Here is a 5,870-nt window from a genome sequence, read left to right as displayed (position 1 = left end):
GCGGCGCGCGCATCCAGGAGGCCCTCGACCTCTGTCCCGAGGCGATCCGGTTCGACGCACCGAACTTCGTGCGTCTTTACGGCAAGGGTCGCAAGGAACGTATCTGTCCACTCTGGCCGGAAACCGTGACGTTGCTCAGGAAGTTGTTGGAACGTCACCCGCGCGCGCCAGATCAGCGGATCTTCGTCAATCGATATGGTGAGCCGCTGGGCGCCTCGGGAGTGCGGTTCAAACTCGCCTCCTATGTAGGAAAGGCGTCAGAAACCGTGCCGTCGCTTCGGTCCAAAAATGTGACGCCGCACAGCTTCCGGCACGCGACTGCCGTTCACCTTGTCGCTGCCGGGGTCGACATCACCGTCATCCGCAGTTGGCTGGGACACGTCAGCCTCGATACGACCAACCACTACGCACAGGCCAATCTGGAGACCAAACGAAAGGCGCTCGAGCAGGTAGGGGCGCCGGCGGCGAGCAACGTGCCACCTTCGTGGAAACGAGAAGCCAGCCTGATGGAGTGGCTCGATGCCTTGTGAAATAATGTGAAGGACGTGGCGAAATGCTCAGCAGCTTTGCGGGCCTTCGCCACGTTCCTGCGCATTATCGCGACCTCGCGATAATCGATCTTATGCGCAGCTGCGCATAAGACGGCCCAGGCATCGGCATAGATGTCGTAGATCTCGATCTGCGCCGGGGTCAGCTCGTGCTTCAATATGTCATATTCGACCCCGGCAAAGCTCAGGGCGCGGGCGAGATAGAGGCCGCTGGCCTTGAGATCGCGGGCGACCAGTTCCATCGCGGCGATGCCGCCTTGCCGGATCGAGGAGATGAACTGCTCGCGATCGGGGAAGGAGGTTTCGGGCCCCCAGAGCCCGAGCCGGACCGCATAGGCGAGATTGTTGATGTCCGAGGCGCCGGTGGCCGAAGCGTAGCCGACGCGCGCGCCGGGTAGATGGTTCTGGAGGAGCACGCCGCAGATGCCCTGCTGCGAGCCGGCTTTGGCGCCAAGGGCCCCCTCCCCACCAGCGACGCCACCCATCTCATGTGCTTCGTCGAAGAAGATGACGCCCTCGAAATCCTCGCCCGCCCAGTCGAGGATCTGCTTGAGCCGGCTATGTTCACCGCGCGCTGAGCGCAGGGTCGGATAGGTGACGAACAGGACGCCCTGCTCGAGGGTGATGGGCTCGTCGATCTTCCAGTTGCCGACCGGCTGCACATCGGCCGAGACCCCGCCGAGCGCGGTCCAGTCGCGCCGCGCATCTTCGAGCAGCGGCTCGTTCTTGGTGACCCAGATGTTGCGCCGCCGGCCCTGCAGCCAGTTGTCGAGGATGCAGGCCGCGACCTGCCGGCCCTTGCCGGCCCCGGTGCCGTCGCCCAGGAAAAAGCCCTTGCGATAGGTCCGCCCGTCCTCGGCGAGCACGAGCCCGACGCCCTCCCTGTCCGGGTTGAAGCGGCCCGGGAGGGTCTGCGACCAGGCATGGCCCGCATAGACGACGGTTTCGAGCTGGGAGGCCGACAGCAGGCGTTCCGACACGGTGCGCTCGGGCAAGCGGGGCACATAGTGCGGGATGGGAGCGGCGATCGATCCCATCGCGACGGATTCGACGAGTGCGGTCGGGTGCTCGCCCGCTTTGTCAAATACGATGCGGCTCGGCCGATAGGGCAGATAGACGCCGGTCTGCTCCAGCAGCGGTGCCGGGGCCTCAAGGCGTTCATAATCGACCGGGAGGACGTCGTTGCGCGCCGGTGCGAAATAGGCGCGCGGCTTGACCGGAGCGCTCTTGACCGCGCGGAAGAGCGAGATGCCTTTGCCGGACACCGGCGCCGCGCGGACGGGCGCTGCCACGACGGGCGGCGCGGCACGCGGCGGCACGGTGAGGACCGCGGCCAGTTCTTCGACCGATGCGCGCTGGATGACGGCGGGCGGCGCGTTTCCCGCGACCTTGTCGATGACGAAGACCCGCACGGCGATGCTCGTGCCATGCTTGGTGTAGCATTTTTCGAGCCGCAGCGATGTCCGTACGCTCGCCTCGCGCAGCACGGTTTCGAAATGGTCGTGCATGCGCGCACTGGGGCCAAACCAGTCGGGCATGATCGCGACCAGGCGTCCAGCCGGGGCAAGGTGGCGCAGTGCCGCCTGGAGGTGCCGGACAGCGGCTAGGTCGTCGGCGCCGCGGCCCAGCGAGCGCGAGAAGGGCGGGTTCATCAGGATGACGCTCGGCCGCTCCTGCCGGGCCATGAGCGACCCGATCGCGGCGCCGTCATGCCCGGTGATGAGGGCTTCGGGGAACAGGGCCGCCAGGCGCGAACGCCGCGTGGGATCGAGTTCGTTGAGCTGCAGCGACCGATGATCTCCGAGCTGTGCGACGAGAAGACCATTGCCCGCGCTGGGTTCGAGCACCACGTCCTGCGGCCCGACGTCGGCGAGCAGCACCGCGAGCGCCGCGATATCGGCGGGCGTCGAGAATTGCTGCCAGGCGATCTGCGCTTCGCTGCGCACGGTCTGGGTCGGCAGGCGCTGGACGAGCGCATGGGCCTGCGTCACGTCGGCGAAGCTCTCGAGAGCATAGGGCTTCTCGCGCAGATAGAGGGCGGTCGCGTGCTCCAGGAGTTCGAAACTGTCGCGCTGTGTCCAGCGGCCGTCGGCGTCGCTGCCGCCAAAGGCGCTCGTCATCGCTTCGTTGAGCTGGCGGCGGGTGATGGGGGCCCCGCTGCGCAGCAGGGGGAGCAGGGCCTGGGCGGCAAGGCGGTCGGATGCGGCGGCGGCGGCGAAGAGATCGGACATGAGGGTATGCTCCTGTGACAGCTGCCCCTTCGGCAGCATCACAGTTCCGATCCCCCTCCCCTTTTCCGGGCCGGGATTCCCCGGGTCGTCTTCGTCGCCAGCGGGGTGCCGGCGGCGGCACCCGTAAACGCCGCTCCAATTTCGCTGTTCGGCGCCGCGCCGTCTCCATAAGGTGGTCCCGTCTTCGAGAGGGGTGCGGGTGATCGGAAAAGCGCAAATGGACCGGCTCAAGAGCATCGTCCCGGTGGCGGTGGTTCTCCTGCTTGCCGCGATGGGTTTCTTCGCGCTGTCGCACCTCCTGCGCGAAGTGCACATGCACGACATCCGGGCAGCCTGGGCGCAAGTGGGCGTCCTCCATCTGCTCGCGGCGGCGGGGCTTACCGCGATCAGCTATCTGGCCTTGACGCTCTACGACGTACTGGCGCTGCGCGCGATCGATCGTCCCCTGCCCTATCGCGTCGCGGCGCTGGCCTCGTTCACAAGCTATACGCTCAGCCATAATCTGGGCCTCGCGCTCTTCACCGGCGGCTCGGCCCGCTACCGGATCTACAGCGCGCACGGCCTGGGCGCGGGCGATGTGGGCCGTGTGGTCGCGATCGCCGGGCTGACCTTCTGGGGCGGCGTCTTTACGCTTGCCGGGGCGATGCTGGCGCTTTTTCCCGGCGGCCCCGGCTTTGCCGACTTCGCGCCCTCGCCCTGGGTCTGGCGAGCAAGTGGCATCGCGCTCCTTGCCCTCATCATCGGTGCGCTTGCCTGGTCAGGACCCTCGGGCCGGACTGTCCGGATCTGGAAATGGGATTTGCGGATCCCGGGTTACCGGACCGCGTTCGCCCAGCTTGGCGTCGCCACGGTCGATCTCATGGCCGCGAGCGCGGCCCTGCTGGTGCTGGTCCCGGGCGCCAGTCTTGCCGACTGGCCGGTCTTCTTCATCGGCTACATCTTGGCGATCATTGCGGTACTCGTAACCCACGTGCCGGGCGGCCTCGGCGTTTTCGAAGCGGTCATCGTGGCAGCCCTGCCGGGAACGCCGCGCCCGGAGCTCATCGCCGCGCTGCTCGGCTACCGGCTGGTCTACTATATCCTGCCCCTGCTGATCGCAGGCGTCATCATCGCCGTGCAGGAAGGCACGCGCTGGCGGCGGCCGATGGCCGCGACGTTGCACGGTGCCCAGACGATCGCCTCGGGAGTAGCGCCGACGCTGGTCGCGGCCCTCGTCTTCCTGGGCGGCATGGTCCTCCTGGTCTCGGGCGCGCTGCCCGCCGAGCACGACCGCATGGCGGCGCTCGCTGCGATCCTGCCCTTACCACTGGTGGAAATATCGCATCTCGCCGGCAGCGTCGTGGGGGCCGCGCTGCTCCTGGTGTCGGCGGGCCTTTATCGGCGGCTCGATGGGGCGGCCTGGCTGACAGGCCTGCTGCTGCTCATCGGCGCGCTGGTCTCGCTCGCCAAGGGCCTCGACTATGAGGAGGCGATCCTCATGCTGCTGCTCGCGGGCGTCCTGCGCTGGACGCGGGGCGCCTTCTACCGCCGGACACGGCTGACGCAGGAAGTGCTGACGCCGAGCTGGCTCGCGAGCGTGGCGCTGATGATCGGCCTGCCGATCTGGGTCGGCTTCTTCGCCTATAAGCGCGTGCCCTACAGCACCGATCTCTTCTGGCGCTTTTCGGAGCATGGCGACGCCTCGCGCTTCCTGCGCGCCAGCCTCGGCGTGGGCCTCGCGCTGGCCGCCCTCGCGGTCTGGCGGCTGCTGCGCCCGGCCCCCGTGGCGGGCCCGGGGCTCGCCAGCCTCGAGCCGCCGCAGGGCGAAGCGATGGCGCTCACGCGCCGCACCGATGCCAATCTCGCCTATACGGGCGACAAGCGCTTCCTGTGCTCGACGTCCGGCCGCGCCTTCGTCATGTACCAGGTGCGCGGAGCCAGCTGGATCGTGATGGGCGATCCGGTCGGCGATCCTGCCGAATGGAGCGAACTCCTCTGGCAGCTGCGCGAAGGGGCGGACGCCGCGCAGGGCCGGCTGCTGCTCTACCAGATCAGCCTGCAGGCCTTGCCCGGGGCGATCGACCTGGGCTTGCAGATCGTCAAATATGGCGAAGAAGCGCGGGTCGATCTTGCCGCCTTCACGCTCGACACGCCGGCGGCCAAGCCGCTGCGCTATGCGGTGCGCCGCGCGGAGAAGGAAGGCGCGCGCTTCGCGATCATCGCGCGAGACGAGCTTGCCGCGCATCTGCCGCGGCTGCAGGAGATTTCCGAAAGCTGGCTGCGCGAGAAGGGCCACCGGGAAAAGGGGTTCAGCGTTGGCCGCTTCGACCCCGCCTATCTCGCCCGCTTCGACTGCGCGGTCGTCCTGCGCGAGGAGAAGATTGTCGCCTTCGCCAATATCTGGGCGACGCAGGATCACTCCGAGCTGTCGATCGACCTGATGCGCCACGATGCCGACATGCCCTATGGCACGATGGACTATCTGTTCGTGCGGCTGATGCAATGGGGCCATGGGCAGGGCTATCGCTGGTTCACCCTCGGCCTCGCCCCCTTGTCCGGCCTGGAGGCGCGCCGCTTGGCGCCGCTCTGGGCGCGGCTCGGCGCGCTTCTCTACCATCACGGCCAAGCGCTCTACGGCTTCGAGGGCCTGCGCAGCTACAAGGAGAAATTCTCGCCTGTCTGGGAGCCGCGCTTCATCGCGGGGCCGCAAGGCCCGGCGCTCGCCAGGGCGCTGTTCGACCTCCAGGCGCTGATCGGCGGCAAATGAGCGGCCGGTCTCCTGCGCGGCGATGGGTCCGCGCCGCGCTGCTGGTCTCGTTGCTCCTCATCGCCGCGGCCGCGGGATATTGCCATTTTCTGGGCTATCCGGCCGGGCCGATCTACAGCCGGGTGCCGGCGAGCACTTCGTCCGCAAGGCAAGACGGCACGGTCGCCCTGTTTTTCTCCGGTGACCTTGGGTTCAACACCGGCATGGGGCCCAGAATCGCAAGGCGCATCGCCGCGGCCGGGATCCCGGTCCTGGGCGTCAACTCGCTCAGCGCCTTTGCCCATCGCCGATCGCCGCAGGAAACGCGGGCGCTCGTGCGCCAGGCGATCGGCCGCGCGCTCGCCG

General features: G+C 67.9%; 3 protein-coding genes and 1 pseudogene. 3 read left to right on the top strand and 1 reads right to left on the bottom strand.

Annotation, left to right across the window (positions count from 1 at the left end; all coding sequences use genetic code 11):
• A partial coding sequence (locus LH128_RS32385) for a tyrosine-type recombinase/integrase (protein ID WP_008830563.1) occupies nucleotides 1–530 on the top strand: 530 nt, incomplete at its 5' end.
• Nucleotides 531–676: 146 nt separating this feature from the next.
• Here LH128_RS32385 and LH128_RS34700 read toward each other — a convergent pair.
• Nucleotides 677–2,056, bottom strand: a pseudogene (locus LH128_RS34700) (strawberry notch family protein); the annotation flags it as partial.
• Nucleotides 2,057–2,996: 940 nt separating this feature from the next.
• Here LH128_RS34700 and mprF point away from each other — a divergent pair.
• Nucleotides 2,997–5,525 carry a bifunctional lysylphosphatidylglycerol flippase/synthetase MprF gene (gene mprF / locus LH128_RS20330; RefSeq protein WP_008831565.1) on the top strand — a complete coding sequence of 843 codons (2,529 nt, stop codon included), beginning with the start codon at nucleotides 2,997–2,999 and terminating at the stop codon, nucleotides 5,523–5,525.
• Nucleotides 5,522–5,870: AcvB/VirJ family lysyl-phosphatidylglycerol hydrolase (locus LH128_RS20325; protein ID WP_008831564.1), on the top strand; the 349-nt coding region annotated here is incomplete at its 3' end. The genes mprF and LH128_RS20325, both read left to right, overlap by 4 nt.

It is taken from the genome of Sphingomonas sp. LH128 (assembly GCF_000293195.2).
GTDB classification, from domain to species: domain Bacteria; phylum Pseudomonadota; class Alphaproteobacteria; order Sphingomonadales; family Sphingomonadaceae; genus Novosphingobium; species Novosphingobium resinovorum_A.
The sequence above is the reverse complement of the archived record's forward strand: the minus strand, read 5'-3'. Positions and strand labels throughout refer to the sequence as shown.

Excerpts from the sequence above, each read along its gene's own strand:
- mprF (WP_008831565.1), top strand. The coding sequence starts at position 2,997 with ATGGACCGGCTCAAGAGCATCGTCCCGGTGGCGGTGGTTCTCCTGCTT.